The organism is Nonomuraea purpurea, from assembly GCF_042650645.1.
GTDB lineage: Bacteria > Actinomycetota > Actinomycetes > Streptosporangiales > Streptosporangiaceae > Nonomuraea > Nonomuraea purpurea.
This window is the reverse complement of the sequence record NZ_JBHSBI010000001.1, coordinates 145,412-163,614: the sequence shown is the minus strand read 5'-3', so window position 1 is coordinate 163,614 and position 18,203 is coordinate 145,412. Positions and strand designations below refer to the sequence as shown.

Genomic DNA, 18,203 nt, shown 5'->3' with positions numbered 1-18,203 from the left:
GGAGGCCGACGCTGATGGAGATTGAGTCCGGGAGCTGGTCCGGAATGTGGGGCGACCTGCCCGACGCGGCCCGCTCCATCGTCAAGGAGCTCATCATCCACGGCCCCGCGTCCAGGACCGCACTGTCCAGAAACCTGCGCCTGTCGACCGGCAGCCTGACGAGACTGACCAAGCCCATGGTCGGCGCCGGGCTCCTGGTCGAAGGCGACGTGGTGCACGACCCGGTCAACGGCCGCCCGACTCGCCCTCTCGACGTGGCCGCGGGCGAACACCGCTTCTACGGGGTCAAGCTGACCGCGGACCACGTCCACACCGTGGTCACCGACCTGCGCGCCCAGATCGTCGCGGCCCGTGACGAGCCGATCTCCGACCACACTCCCGAGGCCGTGTGCCGCCAGGCCAGGCGACTGCTGAACGAGCTGTCCGGCGGCGGGAAACCACCCGTCGGCGCGGGTGTCACGCTCGCCGGAGACGCCCGCGCCGCGGTTCAACTCGGCGGCGAGCGACTGGTCGACTCGGCCTTCCTCGGCTGGCGGCGGGTGCCGCTCAAGTCACTGCTCGAGCAGGCGCTGGGCGTCCCGTGTGTGGTCAAGAACGACGTGGCGGCGCTGGCCCACCAGCATCACTGGTTCGGGGCGGCCCGCGGGTTGCGCGACTTCGCGCTCGTCTCGATCGGGGCGGGAATCGGTTACGCCCTCGTCGTGCACGACCACCTGGTGGCCGCGACGGAGGCGGACCTCGGCATGTTCGCCCATCTGGTACTGAACGGCGGCGGGCCGATGTGCCCGGAAGGCCACCGCGGGTGCGCCGCCGCGTACCTGTCCAGCGAGTCGATCGTGACCGCCGCCGGGCAGGGGCTACGGCGGCCGGTGACGTACGCGGAGGTGATGCGCCTGGCCGAGGGAGGCGACAAGGTGTGCCGCAGCGTCGTCGGCGAGGCCGCGGACGCGCTCGGCAGGCTCATCGCGCACATCACGACGTGTTCCATGGTCAAGACGGTGATCGTGGCCGGCGAAGGCGTCGAACTGGCTCGCGTCGCGAAGGACGACCTCCACCAGGCCCTCGGCGCGAACCGGCGAGGCGTGCCGAACTCCGCCGACGTGATCATCGAGGCGGACGACTTTCGCGAATGGGCCCGTGGCGGCGCGGTGGTCGCCATCCAGAGTTTCGTCACCGGCAGCGACTGAGACCTGTTGGAGGAATGCGTGTTCTTCGGCGGAGACTACAACCCCGAACAGTGGCCCGAGGACGTCTGGCAGGAGGACGTCGAGCTGATGCGCCGGGCGCGGGTCAATCTCGCCACCGTGGGGGTCTTCTCCTGGTCGCGGCTTGAGCCGTCGGAGGGGGTCTACGACTTCGGCTGGCTCGACCGGGTGCTCGATCTGCTGCACGACAACGACATCCGGGTCAACCTGGCGATTCCGACCGCCTCTCCGCCGCCCTGGTTCACCTTGGCCTACCCGGACGCGATGCCGGTGGGCGCCGACGGGGTCCGGCTCGCCCATGGCAGCCGGGACACCTACTGCGTCAACGCCCCCGCGTACCTGACGGCCTCGCGCCGCATCGTGACGGCGCTCGCCGAGCGGTACGGCGCGCACCCGGCGACAGCCATGTGGCACGTGCACAACGAGTACGGCACGACCTGCCACTGCGATCACTGCGCGACGGCCTTCCGTACCTGGCTGCGTGCGCGGTACACGTCCCTCGACACGCTCAACGACAGGTGGACCACGGCGTTCTGGAGCCAGCACTACACCTCATGGGAGCAGATCCTGCCGCCGCGGGCCACCCAGTATCGGGCCAACCCCGCCCAGTCGCTGGACTACCGCCGCTTCTTCTCCGACGCGCTGCTCGCCCACTACCGCGAGCAGCGCGACATCCTGCGCCTGCACGGGGACCAGCCGGTGACCACCAACTACGTGATGGCCGGATGGACGCCCCTGAACCACTGGAAATGGTCGGCCGAGGTCGATCTCGTGGCGATCGACCACTACACCGACGAACCCGGTGACGGCGGCCTGGCCCAGATCGCCTTCGCCTCCGACCTCGCCCGTTCCTGGGCGCGCGGGAAGCCGTGGATGCTGATGGAGCAGGGCGTCGCGGCCATGTACACCCCTGAGCGGACACTCGCGCTGGAGCCGGGAGAACACCTGCGGCGCAGCCTCGAATACGTCTCCCGCGGGGCCGCCGGGGTGCTGCACTTCCAGTGGCGGGCCGGACGGGGCGGGGCGGAGCAGTGGCACCAGGGCATGGTCCCGCACGCGGGTGCCGACAGCCGAGTCTTCCGCGAGATCGAAGAACTGGGCCGGACGCTCGCCACGCTTCCTCCGGCGCGGCCCGCCGAGGCCGCGGAGGTGGCCATCGTCTGGGACGACGAGGCGGGCTGGGCGCTCAGGAACCCTGGCCTGCCCGCTGCCGGGCTGGACTTCCGAGTGTCGGTGGAGCAGGCGCACCGGGTGTTGTGGAAGCACGGCCTCACCGCCGACTTCCTCCACCCTTCCCACGATATTTCGGGTTATCGGGCGGTGCTGGTGCCGTCCCTCTACCTGATCTCCGACGAGGCCTCCGCCAACCTGGCCGCGTACGTTGAAGGCGGCGGCACCTTGATCGTGTCCTACTTCAGCGGCGTCGTCGACCCTGACACCCGCGTGCGGCTGGGCGGCTACCCCGGCGCCCTGCGCGACCTCCTTGGCGTCCGCGTCACGGAGTTCCACCCGCTGACCGGCCCGGTGACGCTGTCCGACGGGACGACCGGCGACTTCTGGAGCGAGAACGTTCAGTTGACCGGCGCCGTGGCGAGTGCGACCTACGCCGACGGGCACCCGGCGATCACCCGGCATCAGGTGGGATCGGGAACCGCCTGGTACATCTCGACCAGGCTGGACGCGTCCGGTTACGCCAAGGTCCTGGCACGAGCCGGCGTCATGGGCTGAGAAATGCCACCGCGAACGGTGTCATTCGGCCTTTTGTCAAGCTGGGTACGGACTCGTCTCGCGGGCCGCGCTCAGGGCGGCGGCCCACCAGGCGAGCTGGTCCAGCAGGGTCTTGGCATACCCGGGCGCCGCGGGATCCAGTGGCCGCCCGTCCTGCCATGCGGTGAAGTAGTTCGGGAACATCAGGCCGTCGCGGATCGTCACCGCGTGCAGTTCGGTCAGGACGTTCTCCAGGTGCAGGACGGCGTGACGGCCTCCGGCCGCGCCGCCGTAGCTGGCGAAGGCCACGGGTTTGGCCGTCCACTGGGTGAAGTGCCAGTCGATGGCGGCTTTCAAGGAGGCGGGGTAGCTGTGGTTGTACTCGGGCGTGACCAGGATGAATGCCGCCGCCTTCTCCAGGCGGGACGTCAGGGCCGCCATTCCCTCAGGACGCGGGTAGGAGTCGCCGGCGAACTTCGGCGACACCGCCGGCAACGACAGCGGGATCTCGACGTCGGCGAGGTCGACGACCTCGACGTCGAACCCACCGTGTTGACGCGCCTGCTCGGCGACCCAGGAGGCGACGACGGGCCCGAACCGTCCTTCGCGGGTGCTCCCGACGATGATGACCAATGTGTGCTTCTTGCTCATGTGCTCCACCGTCCACCGCTGTGAGAGCAGCAGCCAGACCCAGCTCAGGCTCGCCCTCGCAGGGCCACCCTGCGGGCTTCCAGCGCGTCGGCACCGCTCATTAGGCTCTGTGTCATGGGCACGCCACTGGGCGACTTCGTCCGCGCCAAGCGCGACAGCATCCAACCCGGGTCGTTCGGGCTCCCCGACCGCGGTCGCCGACGCTCACCTGGGCTGCGGCGCTCAGACCTGGCCGCGCGCGCCGGGATCAGCGTCGAGTACCTCAGCCGCATCGAGCAGGGACGAGACCGCAACCCATCCCCCGCCGTGGTCAACGCCCTTGCCGACGCCCTGAGCCTGGACGCCGCGGAACGCGACCATCTGCGCTACCTCGTCAAGATCACCGGCGGAGCCTGCGCCGGGCCCCGCCGGCCGGCGCCGCCCAGCCGCGATGTCCGCCCGACCATGCTGGAGACTCTCCGACTCCTCGAGCCCGCGGTCGCCTTCGTCACCAACCGGCTGGGCGACGTGCTCGCCTACACGAGCGGGTTTGAGCTGGTGATGCGCGGGAGCGGGCTGCTGGAGACCCCGGCTCCGAACCTGACACGCTACGTGTTCACCGATCCGCGGGCCCGGACGTTCTTCGCCGACTGGCACCAGGTGGCCGACGAACAGGCCTTCGACCTGTGGCTCGGGCCGTCCGCGGAGACCTCCGAGTGGTTCAAGAACGAACTCGCCCCGCTCGCCGGGCAAGAATTCACGCAGCGGCTCGGCCGCCACCTGCCCCCGCCACAAGTCCCGCTCCGGCTGAACCACCCCACCGCGCACGAGCTGCGCTGGCAGCGAGAACGGCTGGAGCTGCCACGCACCGACGCACAACAGCTGCTCATCCTCCTGCCCGCCGACGAGCCGACGATGCGGGCCATGGAGCGCCTGCGCCGTCGCCCCGGCGGCGCTCTTCGCGCGATCGGCTGACGCGGCCCGAGCACTGCTCCGGATGCCGAAAGGGTCGACGGGCCGGACCCGTACCGGTTCCCCGCCCCTGATGAGTCTGCTGGTGTTCTCAGCCGACATCCCCTCTACGGTCGTATCTCCGACCGAGTGAGCCTGCGGCGGCTTTCGGTTTCGCCCTGCCGACCTACGCCGCCGGAAGCCTGGTCTACGCGCATCGCGCTTCGCGTGAGATCGATGCCTTCGACCTCACTGATCCAGCCATCCGCCTCAGCGCGTTCGCGGCTGGCAAGGAGATCGGTTTCGATCTCCTTGAGACGATCGAGCATCTTTGGGTTGACGTTCAGCATGCAGGCTTCTCTGAACTTTCCAGAGTCACAACTTTGGAGTTGCCGGGGAACCTGGTGTCATCGCAGGGCCGCCGCGAAGACCAGGCGGTTGGTACTGGTGTAGGCGTGTTCACGTTCGGACCATGCGACGCGGGAGGTGATTTGTTCGGGGCTGGCCGGACAATTGCCGGGGTCGGTCAAGCGGTCTGCCCACCAGCGGGCGTTGCGGGATTGGCGGTCGAGGATCGCATCGGGGACATCAGCACGGCGCGCGGCGGTGAGTCCGTAGGCGTCGGCGAGTACCCGCACCTGGGCGGCTTGCGCGGTGGCTGGCGGCGCGGTGGTCTTGGAGGAGATGCACCACGTCCAGGCCATGTATCCGATGTCCTCGAGCGGATCGCCCGGGGCGGCGGTGTCGAAGTCGATGAAGGCGACTGGTAGCCCGGCGCGGAACACCGTGTTGTTGGGTCCGGGGTCGTGGTGGCAGACGACAGGATGCTCCCCGGTGAGGCCGCTACCGCGGGTGGCGTCGTGCAACGAGCGAAGAAGCGCCCCAGCTGAAGCGACTTGAGCGTCGCTCCAGCGCTGGAACCTGTCCGCCACCCGGCCGGGCAGGTAGCTGAAAATATCGCGATCGGCTTCGTCCCGTCCAAGGTAGCGCGGCGCTCCCGTGAACTGGCGTCGCTCAAGGTGTGTGAGCAGTTGAGCGACGAAGGCGGAGGAGGCCGCGGCGGGCCGTCGAACGGTATCGGCGACACGGACGACGCCTGGGGTGATGCGTCCTCCTGCCAGGGGAACTTCAACGGGGACGTGCCGCATGGGGGGGAGTCCTTTTCAGTGCTTGGAATGCGTGGGACGGCGTTGAGGCCGATGATCGTGGGAATGCCGAGGTCTCCGACGCGGCGGCTGGAGGGGCGTCGGTCGAGCTGGGCGAGCTTGTCCTCCGCTCCCGCCACCTGACCGGTGACCGTAGACACCATCCGCCCCCTGAGCTGCGGAATCTCCACGCTTGGTTCAGTCAACGGGGCATGCTCGTGCTGGCATGGCGTGCCGTAGGGCCGAGCTCGACCCTACGCCTGAGCAACATCGTGATGCTGAACTCAATCGCGAATATCTTCGTCTCCAACCAGCCGCCCGCCGAATACCTGCGAGATTTCACCGACGAACTCGGCGAGGAGCAGATCCTCAACCACATGGCCACTTGCCTGGTGACCAAGAAGGCATACGAGGCGGCGATGCGCCACCACTACGAGGAGTTCCTACGAATCCGCTCCGAGACCCTGCACGCCCGCAGGTTGGAACTCGCCGGACTCGCTTCCCCCGCCTGATCCATCCAGCCGGTGCGGTCTGTGGCCAGAAGTGTGGAGATGGCCCCCGATGAGGGTGTGATGGGCTACTCATCGGGGGCCGTGCCCGGCCTGGAGCTATGGGGAAGATTCCGGCCGGACGGTTTCGTGACAGCCGCGCCTGCCTGGCCCTGACTGGCTGCGCATTCAGCCAGAGCCGCCTCCGCAGGCCGATCCGGAGACCGGTTCGGGAGCGGACGGATCATCAGCGGAAGGATTGACGGCCTGGATGGCACACCAGACGGTACGACCAAGTCCACGACCGTGCTCCCGGGTCCCCCAGTCCTGGGAGATCTCACGGATGATCAACAGCCCCCGGCCGTCCATCGCCTCCGGTTCCTGCCGGATGTGCGGCGCGGAGAACGGAGAACCGGGGTCACGCACCTCCACGTAGACCATGCCCTCCGTCGCGGTGACGGTGAGGCCGATGAGGTCGTACGGCCGGGCGTCGGAGTGCCGGAGCGCGTTGGTCACGAGCTCGGATGCCGCCAGCACGGCGTCGTCGACACAAGGGTGGTCGTCTCCGAGGCATCTGCGCACTTCGGAGCGGGCGTGCGAGACGGACTCGCGAATGCCCGCCAGATGAATCGAACCGATGACCCTCGGCTCCGCACTGGCTGTTTTCATGGCTTCACCAACCTCGAAGAAGTCAGCCTCGTTTGCCTTCCCACCATCCCAAGCTTTAACTACACTAGGTAGTCGATTGACTTCGATTAGCCATCAACGGTTTCGGTGAAAGCTTCGTTGAAACGGTGGCGATCCCCCGGGAGGTCAGGTGCCAAAGGAAAGCGAACTATGCCCCGCCGATTCGCCGACCGCGCTCTTCGGCTTCGAACTGCGGCGACACCGCAAAGCCCGAGGCTGGTCCCAGCTCCGCCTGTCCAAGGCGGTGTCCTACTCCGTCGGCACGATCAGCATGATCGAGACGGCCAGGCGGTCACCGACGGAGGAGTTCGCCCGACTCTGCGACGAGGCGCTGGAGGCGGAGGGCGCGCTGATGCGGCTCTGGCCGATGGTCAGCCACGCGTCGGCTCCACCCTGGTTCCGGCCGTGGCTCGACGTCGAGGCCACGGCGGAGGCAATCCGAACCTGGGAACCACTGGTCGTGCCCGGCCTGCTCCAAACCGAGGACTACGCCAGGGCGGTGCTGAGCGGCGAGCCTGGCGTGACACCAGAGGAGATCGAAGAGCATGTGATCGCTCGTATGGAAAGGCAGTCGATCCTCCGGCGACCCAAACCACCCATCCTCTGGGTAGTCATCGATGAGGGTGTTCTACACCGTCCAATCGGCAGCCCTGCTGTGATGGCTGCACAACTCACCCATCTTCTCGAAGCCGCCCAAAAACCCAGAATCACGATCCAGGTTCTTCCTCTCAATGCCTACTGCACGACCGGCCTTCTCGGAGGATTCGCTATCTCCCAGGCTCACGGAACTCCCGACACGGCATACGTGGAAGCTGCTTCCATTCCCCAGGTAACCGACTGGACAGAGAGCGTCAGAACCCTAGCATTGTGGTACGACGGGATCCGTTCTGAGGCACTGTCGCAGCGCGAGTCCCTAGAAGTGATCAAGGAGACACTGCGGCGATGGACGAGCTGAACCAGGAACTCAACGCTGCCACATGGCGCAAATCCACCCGATCGGGTCCCAACGGAGGTAATTGCGTCGAAGTTGCCGTGCTATCCGGAGGCCGTCGAGGCGTCCGCGACAGTAAGAACCCAACCGGACCAGCGCTGGTCTTCACCCCAAGCGAATGGAATGCCTTCATCGACGGCGCAAAAGCAGGCGAGTTCGACTAAACCATCGAGGCCACCCCACGAGAAGGGCCCCACTTCACCGAAGCCTTTCTCATCTACTTGAACAAAACCCCTCTGCCAGCGGCTCCGCCGGCCACCTGTTCAGCGTCGGCCGCAGTCTGCGCACAGTCGCGCCCCCGCCTTGACCTGGCCCGACAGCAGAGGCTCCTTCTCGCCCTTGATGGCGTACTCATCAACCATCTGGTCCCGTCTCACCCGGCTGTTTCAGTTGATGTTCAATGAACAGCCGCATGGTTTCTTCTCCGCTGAGCAAAGATTAAAATGCGGGCAGGACTGGCGAGCTCCTCCTTTGAAGAGACCCGAGCCATGACCCAGTCGGACAAAACATCCCGTTCTCGAGCAAAACTCGAACGCGCCATGCCTTTCACTGCATTTAAGCTTGTTCTGTTGACGTGTTGTTGATTACGGTGTGTGCACGGGGGAGACGCCGCCTCCTGACCTGTTCTGGTGCAGCGAGACGTACAAGGGGATCATCTTGGCCGACCTCGACCGCCAGGCGATGCGGGCCGTGGCGGAGCGGATCCAGCGGCTGTCGGACGACCACTGGTGGGCGCTCGATTCCTCCTGCCGCCTGATGGAGAACGACGCGTGGGTAGGCCCGACGGGTGCCCGGTTCGGCACCCAGGTCCACGCCGACCAGAGGGAACTGCGGGACATGCTCACGCAGGCCGTGCACACCGCGAACCAGAAGCTGGCCTCGCTTCCGGACAAGCCATGACGGACTTCACGGGAGTCAAGCAGTCCGAATTCGACGCTATGGCGAGCAAACACACTGAGGCGGCCCGACGGCTGGAGGAACTGGCGCAGGCCCTGCACAGCGAACTGCAGAGCGCCGGGCTCGACACTTCTCCAGCGGCGCGGCTGCGGCAGTTGGCCGGCCGGGTCACCACTCAGGCCGAGGACCTGCGGCGACGGCAGAAACTGGTCCACGAGCTGCAACGACAGAAGGTCACCTTCGGTAGGAGCATGCCAGCAGGGAGCTTCTTGGAGATGCCTGACAGCCTGGTAGCCGCCGAAGGGCTGCTGGACGGGACACTGGCAGGTCGTGCTGCCTTGAAGGCCGCGGACGGAGACGCCCAGGCGCTGGCAGAGCTGGAGAGGTACGCGTCACGGACCGGGGACGCGGAGTTCGTCAAGGCGTTCCTCGGCACGCTGGGCACCCAGGGCGTGACGCGGCTGCCCGGCTCACTCGCCGCGCGGTTGTGCGACGCCAGGATCCATGGGGACTCCGTTCTCATGGCCCGGCTTTCCAGCCAAGGCAAGAAGGCCCTGCGTATGCTGAGCGCGGCTCTGGCCCGAGGAACCGATCCGAAGAATCCCGCGTATGTAGGCGACGACTTCCTCAAGGATCTGGTGGCGGAGGGCCGCGCCGAGCACAAGGCGGGCGACACGAGGTACTCGGGTTACCAGGCCCAGGCGCTCATCTGGCGTGCCCATGATGGGAAGCCGCCGTTCTCGAAGGAGTTCATGGAAGTCGTCGGGCGCGACGTGATCGTCTACGAGCACGAGCAGCGCAAGAACGAATGGGCCGCGAGCAAGGACGTGCTGGGCCGTCCCTTCGGGGGAATCCAGCTCCCCATACTCGACCTGGCCGGCGCGCTCGGCCTCGGAACCATGCTCAGTCCGGACTCGCAGGCGGGCAGTCCGGGCATGAAGAACGAGTCATCAATGGTGGAGAACCTGTTTCATGCCGCGAAGTCCAGCCGGGAAGCCTCCCACGCACTCCTGAACCACACCCCGGCCGGATGGAAGGAGTCCGGACTGGACTACCTGCTGACGACCCGGTGGGGTGCTTCCCGCTACCTGGGCGACTACAAGCCGATCAGCGACATGCTGGTGACCGCCACGACCGGCCAGGACGCGACTTCCAAGGCGCTGGCCGCCGAAACGACCAAGATCATCGCCGACGAGATGCGCGGCGCCTTCGGCAAAGCCGACAACGGCAATCTGGAGATCAAGAACAGGGAAGCGTTCGATCGGTACGCACCTCTGAGCTACCCTCTGAGCCGCGCGATCGCCGCCAACATCGACCAGCTCTCCCGGCTCCTCCTGAACCACGCGACGTTCGGCCAGGTCGCCGCCAAGGACATGTCCTACGCGCTGGCGCTGGCCACCTCCAACGACACCGGATTCGAGGCACTGATACGAGCGCAGACTGAACACATGCGGGCAGCGCTCGAGACAGTGCCTCCGGTCGGTCTCAACGCCTCTAACGCCGAGCAACTCGGATTCACCAAGGCCCACGTCAAGGAGTTCGACTTCGACGAGGACGGACGGGTCGACAAGGCCGACATCATGCAGTTTCTGACCGACCGGACCGTGGCCGAGGCACGTCCCTTCAGTCACATCGTCGAGATCCGTCGCCAAGTGCTGATCGCCCAAGAGCTGGACGCCAAGAAGGCGGACGAGGCGCTGAAGAGCATGGTGGGCAACGCCCTGGGGCTGCTTCCGGTACCGGGCGCAAAGCAAGTTGGCCAATTGGCCACCGGCGCCTTCGGCGAGATGATCGGCAAGGGGTACGACAAGCTCGCCGGAGCGGCGTATGACGAGACGGCCAAGCAGGTTGCCCAGCGGATGTTCGACCACAAGCGGGGCTTGGACGAGACACACCAGACGCTGGCGGACAATCGACTGGCGGTGGAGAGGTTGGCAGAGCAGATGCTCGCCACCTCGATGCTGAACAAGGGGTTGCTCGACAACCTCGATATGAAGAGTTGGGCATTCGCCACCGGAACCCCACTGACGGTCAAACCCTTCGCCGAGATGAGCCCGCAAGAGTACAGCGAGTTCCTTGTATGGGCTCGAGATAAGGGGGGCAGCGGCGATCTACTCGATCGTTTCAGGGGCACTTTCCGCACGACCAGTGAGGTAGACGACTACCTTGGCCTCCAGATCCCATCTTCTCCCGGAGGTGGCAGATGAGGCATTCTCGTGTTCCTGCCGCTCTGGCCGCTCTCGTGTGGCTCGCCGCAGCGTGCACTCCGGAGAGCGACATCGTCTCCACACCCACCCCAGCTTCCCAACCGGTCATGGATTCCGCCCCTTACATTTGCGGGCTCGTCCCCGAACAGGCGTTTCGCTTGGTGAGCGGTGCAACTGGGGTACTCCCTGAGAAAACAACGGGCAGCGAGAACAACGGGGAGTGCTGGACCACCGATGCGGCCCATCGGCCACTCGAGGTGGGGTGGCTACAAGTCGGCGGCAAGACGAATCAGGAGCATCTGGACTTCCTTATGGGTAGCAGGCGCAACATGTACACGCGACATGGCGGTGTCAAGCTCCCTGTCGATCTCGGCGACGGCATGGCCGCCTACTTGACGAACAGCCCATCGACCGACCAACCGTACCGGGTGAGCGCGACGTTTCTCTGTGACCGCAAGCATCGAATGATAGACATCTATCTGGCCCAAGTAGCCAAAGGCAGAGATGCGATCAAGGACATGACCGAGCTCATGCGCATTGCCCAAAAACGCTATGGCGAGGTGTACAACTGCACTCCCGGCACATAACAATCCACAGCGCAGACGACTCGACCGCGCCTCCCGCTGTTCGTGGGGCGCGGCGGGGGTATCACTCTAAGTGTGGAAATGATCACTATGGGTAGATGAGTCTAGGTAGATCATCTTAACGCTTCGGGGGGAGCGTCCATCATGACCAACACACGGGGATCATCGGCTCTGACCACCACTTTCACGCCAGACCACGAGCAGACGGGAGGTTTGGCACGGGCTGCTCATCATGGCGGGGAAAAATCCCCCCATCGTGAAGGCGAGGTGCCATTGCGCGACCTGCTCGGCGATCAAGTGCTGGACCTGCTGCTGGAGCGCTCGAAAGACGGCAAGGGCGGGCTGCGGCTGACCGGCGAGGGCTCGATGCTCGGCGAGCTGGTCAAGGCGGTGCTGGAACGCGCCCTGGAGGCCGAGCTGTCGTCGCATCTGGGCTATGGCAAGCACGACCCGGCCGGCAACGGGACCGGCAACTCCCGCAACGGCAAGATCGGCAAGACCGTGCAGACCGGAGTCGGGCCGGTCCGGCTGACCGTGCCGCGCGACCGGGCCGGCACCTTCGAGCCGATCCTGGTGCCCAAACGCGCCGGCCGCATCTCCGGCGGCCTGGACGACATGATCATCAGCCTGTACGCGCACGGCATGAGCGTGCGCGACATCCAGCACCACCTACGCCAGATCTACGAGGTCGAACTCAGCCATGAGGCGATCTCCAACATCACCGACGCCGTGCTGGAAGAGGTCCGCGCCTGGCAGGCCCGTCCGCTGGAGGCGGTCTACCCGGTGGTGTTCCTGGACGCCATCGTGGTCAAAGTGCGCGACAACCACAGCGTCCAGGCCAAACCCGCCTACCTCGCCATCGGCATCGACGCCGACGGCGAGAAACACGTCCTGGGCATCTGGCTGGCCAAGACCCCACTCGACCACGCCACCGCCGGCGAGTCGGCCCGCTTCTGGAGCGCGGTCATGACCGACCTGAAAAACCGCGGAGTGTGCGACATTCTCATCGCCTGCACCGACGGCCTGAACGGCTTCGAAGAGGCCATCCACGCGGCGTTCCCGTACACCACCGTGCAGACCTGCGTCGTTCACATGATCCGCAACGCGCTGCGGCCGGTGGCCCGCCGCGACCGCGCCGCCGTGGCCGCCGAGCTGAAGAAGATCTACACCGCGCCCAGCGAGCAGGCGGCCTTCGACGCCCTGGCCGACTTCACCGCGTCCACCTGGGGCGAGAGGTATCCGCAGGCGGCCCGCGTGTTCGAGACCGCCTGGGACCGGTTCACCCCGTTCTTCGCCTTCACTCCCGGAGTGCGCCGACTGCTCTACACCACCAACGGCATCGAGTCCCTGAACTACCAGCTGCGCAAGGTCACCAAGGCCCGCGGGCACTTCCCCGGCAACGACGCCGTGGTCAAGCTGCTCTGGCTGGCCATCATCAACATCGAGGACAAACGCGCCCGCGAACGCGCCACACACAAGGAACAAACCGGGAAAATCAAGAACTCGCCCAGCACCGCCCGCCTCATCGAAGGTCAACGCACCATCGGCTGGCGCGAAGCACTCATCGAACTCGACATCGCCTATCCAGGCCGGATCAGGTAAAGAAGACCCTTCATCACCCAGAAAGGATCTTTACACACTTGAAGTGACAAGCTCGGCGCGGCCGAGTGAGTGGGCACGGGGCCTTGTGGGCGCGTACCCGAGAAGCCGGGCCCCGGCAGGTCGGTGCCGGGGCCGGATACAGAGAATCAGCGGGAGGCGCGGTTGACCGCGGAGATGATGGCCTTGAGGGAGGCCGTGGTGGCGTTGGCGTCGATGCCGACCCCCCACAGCACCCGCCCGTTGACCTCGCACTCCAGGTAGGACGCCGCCTTGGCGTCGGTGCCGGCGCTCAGCGCGTGCTCCACGTAGTCGAGGACGCGCACCTGGATGCCCACCCCCGCGATGGCGTCGATGAACGCCGAGATCGGGCCGTTGCCGGTGCCGTCGATCTCGCGGATCTCCCCGTCGAGGCGGACGTCGGCGCCGATGCGGTCCTTCTCGTCCACGGTGGATTCGTGGCGGTGGGCCATGAGGCTGAGGCGGCCCCAGCGGTTGGCCGGGTTGGGCAGGTATTCGTCGCGGAAGATGTCGAACATCGCGGCCGGGCTGATCTCGCCGCCCTCGCTGTCGGTTCGGGACTGCACGACCTTGGAGAACTCGATCTGCAGCCGCCTCGGCAGGTCGAGCTGGTGGTCGGCCTTCATGATGTAGGCGACGCCGCCCTTGCCCGACTGGCTGTTGACCCGGATGACGGCCTCGTAGGAGCGGCCGATGTCCTTGGGGTCGATCGGCAGGTACGGGACTGCCCAGGTGAACTCGTCGACCGGAACCCCGGCCGCGGCGGCGTCTCGCTCCAGGTGCTCGAAGCCTTTCTTGATGGCGTCCTGGTGGGAGCCGGAGAAGGCGGTGTAGACGAGCTCGCCGCCCCACGGGTGACGCGGGTGCACGGGCAGTTGGTTGCAGTATTCGGTGATGCGGCGGATCTCGTCGATGTCGCTGAAGTCGATCTCGGGGTCGATGCCCTGCGAGAACAGGTTCATGCCCAGGGTGACCAGGCAGACGTTGCCGGTGCGCTCGCCGTTGCCGAACAGACAGCCCTCGATGCGGTCGGCGCCGGCCATGTAGCCCAGTTCGGCGGCGGCCACGGCGCTGCCCCGGTCGTTGTGGGGGTGCAGCGACAGGATGATCGAGTCGCGGTGCTTGAGGTTGCGGTGCATCCACTCGATCTGGTCGGCGTAGATGTTGGGGGTGGCCATCTCGACGGTGGCGGGCAGGTTGATGATGACCTTGCGGTCGGGGGTGGGCTGCCACACGTCGTTGACCGCGTCGCACACCTCGACGGCGTACTCCAGCTCGGTGCCGGTGAAGGACTCGGGAGAGTACTGGAAGTGGACGTCCACGTCGGTCGCGTCGGCCAGCTTCTTGACCAGCTTGGCGCCCTCGACCGCGATGGCGGTGATGCCGTCTTTGTCCTGGCCGAAGACGACGCGGCGCTGCAACGTGGAGGTCGAGTTGTACAGGTGGACGATGGCCTGCTTGGCGCCCTCGATGGACTCGAAGGTGCGCTCGATCAGCTCCGGCCTGGCCTGGGTCAGCACCTGGATGACCACGTCGTCGGGGACGCGGCCCTCTTCGATGATCTGCCGGACGAAGTCGAAGTCGGTCTGCGAGGCGGCCGGGAAGCCCACCTCGATCTCCTTGTAGCCCATGCGTACCAGCAGCTCGAACATCTGGAGCTTGCGGTGGGGATCCATCGGGTCGATCAGGGCCTGGTTGCCGTCGCGCAGGTCCACCGCGCACCATCGGGGCGCCCTGGTGATCACCTGATCAGGCCAGGTGCGGTCGGTGAGGCGGATCGGCTCGAACGGCTGATAGCGCTTGATCGGCATGCGGCTGGGCTGCTGAGCGGTCATGGTCTGCTGCTCCTCGTCGGTCGGAAGAAAGCGGCCGACGCGCACGACAGGCTCCGCGGCGAGGGAGCCGGCCTTAGAGGCCCTCGCCGCGGCAGCTAAGCAGGAGGCCGCGCAGCATGCCAAGCACGCTACCAGACGCTCTGGGATGCGCTGTCCCACATCTCGAATCCTGAGAAAGGTGGCGTGTCATCCCCAGGTGGGCAGGTCAGTCCAGCCGGACTGGGGATTGGGACGCTGAGGCGGGTGACGCAGCCCTCCAGCTTTCGTATTCGGAAATATTAACCTTTATCGCGACAAATAAGTGCTTTTCGAGTAGCGCGGTAGAAGGCGCAATGCCAGGCCAGGCACCGCCGTACTCCTGCTGGTCACGTGACCTTGGCAAGCTCGTAGGCCGAGATGGGACGGAAAGTGGACAGCACTGCCACCAGGTCAGCCTCAGCGATACCCGAACCGTTGAGCATGACCAGCGCATCGCCCGACCTGGCGAAGCCGGTGACCCAGGAGGACCCGGCACCGGTCCAGACCCATCGGTCTCCCGGGAGCGATTCGCATCGCAGCCGAACTCCAAAATTCTCGGTGACCGCCAGGCAGGAATCCCGCGGGTTTCCAACCGCGGCGGGCCAGACCGTGACCTGGATCTCGGAGAATCCCCGATTCGGCGTGGCGTCCCGCCAGTACTCCAGCCAGGTGGACGGTTCCGGCTCGTACTGCCCGGCGGCATTGAGATCCACGTGGACCAGCCGGTAACCCTGGATCGCTGGAGCGATCAGCGGCACGCCGGACCTCTCAAAGCTGCGGACTTCAAGCCAGGCCAGGATCTGCGGCTTGTACTGCGCCGCGCCCCAAGATCCGAGGGGCACGGCTACGACCAGGGCTACCGCCCACCAGCGAAGAGGCGACATGAACGACCACGCCGACAGGGCGAAGCCGACCACACCGCCGACCACGTAGACAGGGGCGACAAGGACCAGTAGAGAGCCGAAATACTCCGACTCCGGCACCGGCACCAGCACCGCGAGGGCACCGACGAGCAGCCAAGTCGCAGTGCCCCCGGCAAGACCGACCCCGCCCCAGCACGGCAGCCCGGCCAGCCGCGCGCCCACCGTGCCCAGGATCATCGCCAGGAGGAACATGGCCCGCGGGAGAACGGTCCCGTCGAAGTCCTCCCCCTGCATGTCCCCCCAGATGATGGCCGTGGGGATGCCCGTCACCAACCCGACGAGGGCTGCACGCCCCAGGACAGCGCTGGTCGATAGATCCTGCATTTCCCTATTGTCGGCGCTGGCCATGCCAGAACGAGTCCAGAACAACTCAATCTGGCATTGAGTACGGACTACATCTGGCGGTCGCCCGGAGTCCGCCAACTGAAGTGCTCGGTCACGAAGGACAAGGTCACGCGTGAGCGTATGTCTCCTGCGCGATGACGAGGCAGCGGCAGTCCTCGAACTCGGGCAAGCGACGAACCGTCCTCCTGAAACTGTCGTAGTGCCCCGGCAGACTCTTCAGCGACGCCCTCGGCGAGAAAGGTGGGCACCATGGCGCGCGGGGTGGGCCGTGAAAAGGTTCGCGAGCTGCTTGGGCTCGCCGTCTGGGAGGTTGAGTTGGCCGTCGAGACCGGCCTGCTGAGACGCCTTCCCGACCGCACCTTCGACCCCGTCTCGGTCAACGCGGCACAGACCGATGCGGAGCGCTTCCGGCGGATGCTGGCCGCCGAGCATCGGTGCAACGTCAGCCAGGCAGCTGCCAGGCTCGGCGTCTCGGCTGAACGCTTCAAACAGATCGCCGCCGGCCTGGCCCCTGTCGCCGTCGAGGAGATCAGGAAGTATGGCCGGACTCTTGTGGTTCGCTACTACCGCGCAGCGGACGTTGACGCGCTGGCAGACCTCGCCCACGCGGACGCCGAACTCCGAGCCGCGGCACGCGCCTACTCCCGTTCCGAAGCAGCCAGAAAGGCGGCCGGCACCCGCAGGCTCAACCTGGAGCGAGCGAAGACGGCTCGCGCTGAGGTCGAGGCCGCCAAGCCCGCCCCCGACGGAGATCCGGTCCAGGTGCTCGTCTGGACCGCGGCGCTGATGGAGGCCGCCGGTATCTGGCCTGGCCCTGTCAAGCGGCTCCGCCTCATCGCTGACCCGCTCGTCCCCCCGCTCGTCGCGACCCTGCGCGCAGCCCGCCTGCCCCGCGCCGACCTGGAGGCGATGCTCACCGGTCTGCTCACACGGGCGACTGAGTTGATCGGTCTCCTGGTCCCGCCGGCGGCAGCCGAACGGGAACTTGGCGTTCCCATCGACCTGATGCCCACCGATCTTCCCCGATTCGGAGATCATCTGTTCTCGCGCCTGCTCCATGAGCTGCTCTCCGCGCCGCCTCTCTGGCTGTTGCAGGCTCGGGCGGATCAGGAACTGCGACAGGCCGCCCACGCCGAGACGCACCGTGCCGCGGCAGAAGCCTCTCGACGCCGCCAGGCTGAACGGGCCGTCGTCGAGGCAGCCGATCGGGCGGCCTCCCGTCTGTCCAACGCGACAGTGGCGGAGCTCTTCGGCCTTCCTGCCGAAGTGATCCGGCTGCTGCGTCCCAAGAGCGGTCGTTGGTCCGCCCAGCACGTCGAGCATTTGCTGCGGAACCGCCCGCCTTGGCTACGGACGGAGAGCGCAGCCCGCGCGGAGGCCGATCGCCGTCGCCGCGCTGCCGACGATCGCCCTGCCCGACTGGCCGCGCGACGACTGTCCTGGCGCCGGCGCTGGGCGGAGGTGCTCGGTGTACCTCTCGAACAGGTCTCCCAGGCCATCGGACGCCCCACGCCGAGAGCGATCGAGGCCGTCAGACGGGAGTCACCGGACTGGGCTCGCCGACCATCGTCCAGCTGAAGAAGGCCCCGCGGCCACCCATAGTCCACGGGTTCGCGCTCGATATGGGTGACGATCCCCTCCGCGATACGGGAACCCGGCTTCCTTACCAGCGCAATACCACGTATAAGGCGTGTTTTATCACGTGGTGACTAGAGTCTTCGGCATGCGCGACGACGAGATTCTCACCAAGATCAGTGCTCTGGTCGACGAGGAGCACGAACTGCGTGAAAAGCTGACGGCCGGAGAGGTCACCACCGACGAGGAGCACGCCCGCGTCAAGGAGCTTGAGACGGCGCTCGACCGGTGCTGGGACCTGCTCAGGCAGCGCCGGGCCAGGCGCGGCGCAGGCGAGGACCCCGATGACGCCGCCGCCCGCACAGGCCGGACGATCGAGGACTACCGCCAGTAAA

General features: G+C 66.5%; 18 protein-coding genes. 12 read left to right on the top strand and 6 right to left on the bottom strand.

From position 1 onward, the window contains the following. The first annotated feature begins 14 nt into the window (after positions 1–14). Both ACFOY2_RS00770 and ACFOY2_RS00765 read left to right on the top strand, forming a co-directional pair. Positions 15–1,187, top strand: a complete 1,173-nt coding sequence (locus ACFOY2_RS00770; RefSeq protein ID WP_379525912.1) for an ROK family protein — start codon at positions 15–17, stop codon at positions 1,185–1,187. Between the two features lie 18 nt (positions 1,188–1,205). Beyond that, positions 1,206–2,933 carry a beta-galactosidase gene (locus tag ACFOY2_RS00765; protein ID WP_379525911.1) on the top strand — a complete coding sequence of 576 codons (1,728 nt, stop codon included), beginning with the start codon at positions 1,206–1,208 and terminating at the stop codon, positions 2,931–2,933. Between the two features lie 36 nt (positions 2,934–2,969). On the opposite strand, the gene ACFOY2_RS00760 is transcribed toward ACFOY2_RS00765, so the two are convergent. Further along, on the bottom strand, positions 2,970–3,563 hold the full coding sequence (locus ACFOY2_RS00760) for an NADPH-dependent FMN reductase (RefSeq protein WP_379525910.1): 594 nt from the start codon (positions 3,561–3,563) through the stop codon (positions 2,970–2,972). Positions 3,564–3,677: 114 nt separating this feature from the next. On the opposite strand from ACFOY2_RS00760, the gene ACFOY2_RS00755 reads away from it, so the two are divergent. Further along, a complete protein-coding gene (locus ACFOY2_RS00755; RefSeq protein WP_379525909.1) occupies positions 3,678–4,517 on the top strand; it encodes a helix-turn-helix domain-containing protein in 840 nt (279 codons plus the stop codon). A 104-nt stretch (positions 4,518–4,621) separates the two neighbouring features. Here the strand turns inward: ACFOY2_RS00755 and ACFOY2_RS00750 are convergent, their stop codons facing one another. Both ACFOY2_RS00750 and ACFOY2_RS00745 read right to left on the bottom strand, forming a co-directional pair. Then, on the bottom strand, positions 4,622–4,843 hold the full coding sequence (locus ACFOY2_RS00750) for a hypothetical protein (protein ID WP_379525908.1): 222 nt from the start codon (positions 4,841–4,843) through the stop codon (positions 4,622–4,624). Between the two features lie 57 nt (positions 4,844–4,900). Next, positions 4,901–5,641, bottom strand: a complete 741-nt coding sequence (locus ACFOY2_RS00745; protein ID WP_379525907.1) for an aminoglycoside phosphotransferase family protein — start codon at positions 5,639–5,641, stop codon at positions 4,901–4,903. Between the two features lie 272 nt (positions 5,642–5,913). Between ACFOY2_RS00745 and ACFOY2_RS00740 the strand changes: the two genes are divergently transcribed. After that, entirely contained in the window at positions 5,914–6,150 is a 237-nt protein-coding gene (locus tag ACFOY2_RS00740; protein ID WP_379525906.1) for a hypothetical protein, read from the top strand. Between the two features lie 165 nt (positions 6,151–6,315). On the opposite strand, the gene ACFOY2_RS00735 is transcribed toward ACFOY2_RS00740, so the two are convergent. Further along, a complete protein-coding gene (locus tag ACFOY2_RS00735) occupies positions 6,316–6,795 on the bottom strand; it encodes an ATP-binding protein (RefSeq protein WP_379525905.1) in 480 nt (159 codons plus the stop codon). Between the two features lie 148 nt (positions 6,796–6,943). Here ACFOY2_RS00735 and ACFOY2_RS00730 point away from each other — a divergent pair, with 148 nt between their 5' ends. The 6 genes from ACFOY2_RS00730 to ACFOY2_RS00705 all read left to right on the top strand — a co-directional run bounded on the left by ACFOY2_RS00730 (position 6,944) and on the right by ACFOY2_RS00705 (position 13,094). Beyond that, a complete protein-coding gene (locus tag ACFOY2_RS00730; RefSeq protein ID WP_379525904.1) occupies positions 6,944–7,768 on the top strand; it encodes a helix-turn-helix domain-containing protein in 825 nt (274 codons plus the stop codon). Continuing rightward, positions 7,756–7,968: a DUF397 domain-containing protein gene (locus ACFOY2_RS00725; protein ID WP_379525903.1), complete on the top strand. Its 213-nt coding sequence runs from the start codon at positions 7,756–7,758 to the stop codon at positions 7,966–7,968. The genes ACFOY2_RS00730 and ACFOY2_RS00725 overlap by 13 nt, the downstream gene beginning before the upstream one ends. A 493-nt stretch (positions 7,969–8,461) precedes the next feature. Next, positions 8,462–8,704, top strand: coding sequence for a hypothetical protein (locus tag ACFOY2_RS00720; RefSeq protein ID WP_379525902.1), 243 nt, complete (start codon positions 8,462–8,464; stop codon positions 8,702–8,704). Further along, positions 8,701–10,908, top strand: coding sequence for a hypothetical protein (locus ACFOY2_RS00715; protein WP_379525901.1), 2,208 nt, complete (start codon positions 8,701–8,703; stop codon positions 10,906–10,908). Before ACFOY2_RS00720 ends, ACFOY2_RS00715 begins: the two co-directional genes overlap by 4 nt. Positions 10,909–11,015: 107 nt before the next feature. Beyond that, on the top strand, positions 11,016–11,495 hold the full coding sequence (locus tag ACFOY2_RS00710) for a hypothetical protein (RefSeq protein ID WP_379525900.1): 480 nt from the start codon (positions 11,016–11,018) through the stop codon (positions 11,493–11,495). A gap of 270 nt (positions 11,496–11,765) precedes the next feature. Further along, on the top strand, positions 11,766–13,094 hold the full coding sequence (locus ACFOY2_RS00705; protein ID WP_379526437.1) for an IS256 family transposase: 1,329 nt from the start codon (positions 11,766–11,768) through the stop codon (positions 13,092–13,094). A gap of 146 nt (positions 13,095–13,240) precedes the next feature. Here ACFOY2_RS00705 and leuA read toward each other — a convergent pair whose 3' ends face one another. After that, entirely contained in the window at positions 13,241–14,947 is a 1,707-nt protein-coding gene (leuA, locus tag ACFOY2_RS00700) for a 2-isopropylmalate synthase (protein ID WP_379526436.1), read from the bottom strand. Between the two features lie 365 nt (positions 14,948–15,312). After that, positions 15,313–16,236, bottom strand: a complete 924-nt coding sequence (locus tag ACFOY2_RS00695; RefSeq protein ID WP_379525899.1) for a hypothetical protein — start codon at positions 16,234–16,236, stop codon at positions 15,313–15,315. Between the two features lie 246 nt (positions 16,237–16,482). Between ACFOY2_RS00695 and ACFOY2_RS00690 the strand changes: the two genes are divergently transcribed. Continuing rightward, positions 16,483–17,811: a hypothetical protein gene (locus ACFOY2_RS00690; RefSeq protein WP_379525898.1), complete on the top strand. Its 1,329-nt coding sequence runs from the start codon at positions 16,483–16,485 to the stop codon at positions 17,809–17,811. Between the two features lie 145 nt (positions 17,812–17,956). Then, positions 17,957–18,202, top strand: coding sequence for a DUF2630 family protein (locus ACFOY2_RS00685; protein ID WP_379525897.1), 246 nt, complete (start codon positions 17,957–17,959; stop codon positions 18,200–18,202). Position 18,203 lies beyond the last annotated feature (1 nt).

Coding starts and splice junctions, on each gene's coding strand:
- ACFOY2_RS00715 (WP_379525901.1), top strand. CDS start 8,701: ATGACGGACTTCACGGGAGTCAAGCAGTCCGAATTCGACGCTATGGCG.
- ACFOY2_RS00755 (WP_379525909.1), top strand. CDS start 3,678: ATGGGCACGCCACTGGGCGACTTCGTCCGCGCCAAGCGCGACAGCATC.
- leuA (WP_379526436.1), bottom strand. CDS start 14,947: ATGACCGCTCAGCAGCCCAGCCGCATGCCGATCAAGCGCTATCAGCCG.
- ACFOY2_RS00695 (WP_379525899.1), bottom strand. CDS start 16,236: ATGGCCAGCGCCGACAATAGGGAAATGCAGGATCTATCGACCAGCGCT.
- ACFOY2_RS00685 (WP_379525897.1), top strand. CDS start 17,957: ATGCGCGACGACGAGATTCTCACCAAGATCAGTGCTCTGGTCGACGAG.
- ACFOY2_RS00760 (WP_379525910.1), bottom strand. CDS start 3,563: ATGAGCAAGAAGCACACATTGGTCATCATCGTCGGGAGCACCCGCGAA.
- ACFOY2_RS00750 (WP_379525908.1), bottom strand. CDS start 4,843: ATGCTGAACGTCAACCCAAAGATGCTCGATCGTCTCAAGGAGATCGAA.
- ACFOY2_RS00735 (WP_379525905.1), bottom strand. CDS start 6,795: ATGAAAACAGCCAGTGCGGAGCCGAGGGTCATCGGTTCGATTCATCTG.
- ACFOY2_RS00690 (WP_379525898.1), top strand. CDS start 16,483: ATGGCGCGCGGGGTGGGCCGTGAAAAGGTTCGCGAGCTGCTTGGGCTC.
- ACFOY2_RS00725 (WP_379525903.1), top strand. CDS start 7,756: ATGGACGAGCTGAACCAGGAACTCAACGCTGCCACATGGCGCAAATCC.
- ACFOY2_RS00740 (WP_379525906.1), top strand. CDS start 5,914: ATGCTGAACTCAATCGCGAATATCTTCGTCTCCAACCAGCCGCCCGCC.
- ACFOY2_RS00710 (WP_379525900.1), top strand. CDS start 11,016: ATGGATTCCGCCCCTTACATTTGCGGGCTCGTCCCCGAACAGGCGTTT.
- ACFOY2_RS00745 (WP_379525907.1), bottom strand. CDS start 5,641: ATGCGGCACGTCCCCGTTGAAGTTCCCCTGGCAGGAGGACGCATCACC.
- ACFOY2_RS00770 (WP_379525912.1), top strand. CDS start 15: ATGGAGATTGAGTCCGGGAGCTGGTCCGGAATGTGGGGCGACCTGCCC.